Source organism: Mesorhizobium sp. M5C.F.Cr.IN.023.01.1.1 (assembly GCF_003997585.1).
Lineage (GTDB): Bacteria > Pseudomonadota > Alphaproteobacteria > Rhizobiales > Rhizobiaceae > Mesorhizobium > Mesorhizobium wenxiniae.
Window position 1 is genome coordinate 1 of the sequence record NZ_RZSU01000235.1, and the last position, 1,221, is coordinate 1,221.

Genomic DNA, 1,221 nt, shown 5'->3' on the forward strand with positions numbered 1-1,221 from the left:
CACGCAGCGACGAGGTCGCGATCATTAACTGCATAGAGACTGGGAAGGCGTTGGACCTTGCCCGTGGCGAGGTTCGGACCGCCGTCAGATACCTGCGGTACTACGCTGGCTTGGCGGACAAGCTCGAAGGTCGCTCTATTCCGCGGGGGGCGGATCTTGTTGACTATACGGTCAGAAGCCCCTTCGGAGTGTCAGCCCAGATCGTTCCTTGGAACGGCCCCCTCGAACTGACGGCCCGTTCACTAGCTTGCGCCATTGCAACTGGTAACTCAGTGGTAGTGAAGTCCCCCGAACTGGCTCCTTTATCAGGCATAGAACTTGCTCGCGCCTGTGAGACCGCGGGCTTGCCTGCCGGAGCCGTAAACGTGCTCACTGGGTATGGCCAGACGGCAGGCCAGGCGCTGATCGATCATCCCGATGTTCGCCACATCGTCTTTACGGGCTCCATGGCAACCGGGCGAACCGTCCTCAAGGCTGCAGCGGAGCGCATCGTACCCTGCATCATGGAACTGGGCGGCAAATCAGCCGCTGTCGTTTATTCCGATGCCGATCTCGACGCCGTCGTGGAAGCGGTGCGTATCGGAACCTATCTAAATGCTGGCCAGAATTGCAACAACCTAACAAGATTGCTTGTAGAGCGTTCAATCGCTGATGAAACGTTAGAAAGAGTGAAGGCCTGCGTCGAAGGACTCTCAATTGGACCAGGACGCGAAAACTGCGACATCACCCCGTTGATCTCTCAAAAGCAGCGAGAGGGGGTCGAGAGCGCCTGCCGGATGGCCCTGTCGCAAGGGGCACGGCTTGTGGCCGGCGGAACTGCACTTTCGGTGCGAAGCGGCTATTTCATGGCGCCGACTGTATTTGCCGATGTCGCGCCAAATAGTAGTCTTTTCCAGAAAGAAGTCTTCGGCCCTGTTCTTTCCGTTACTGCTTTCGATGATCCGATAAAAGGGATCGAACTGGCAAACGATACCGATCAAGGCTTGGCAGCGGGCGTTTTCACCCGGGATATCGACCGGGCTCTTTGGAGCGCGGATCGCCTTTGGGCTGGCCAAGTGTACGTGAATGGATGGTACGTCGGCGGCGTAGAAACGCCGTTCGGTGGAGTGAAGAAGTCTGGCTACGGTAGGGAAAAGGGTCAGGAAGCCCTTGATGGCTACGTGCAGACCAGAAATATTGGCATCCGGATCTCACAACCCTTGTCTGGTTCGGGCAACAGCG

Annotated in this window: 1 protein-coding gene; it reads left to right on the forward strand. The window is 57.5% G+C overall.

What is annotated here, in order from left to right; translation table 11 throughout:
- Nucleotides 1–50: 50 nt before the first annotated feature.
- Nucleotides 51–1,221, forward strand: a 1,171-nt coding sequence (locus tag EOA78_RS35515) for an aldehyde dehydrogenase family protein (RefSeq protein WP_245478009.1), incomplete at its 3' end; no start/stop codon positions are given.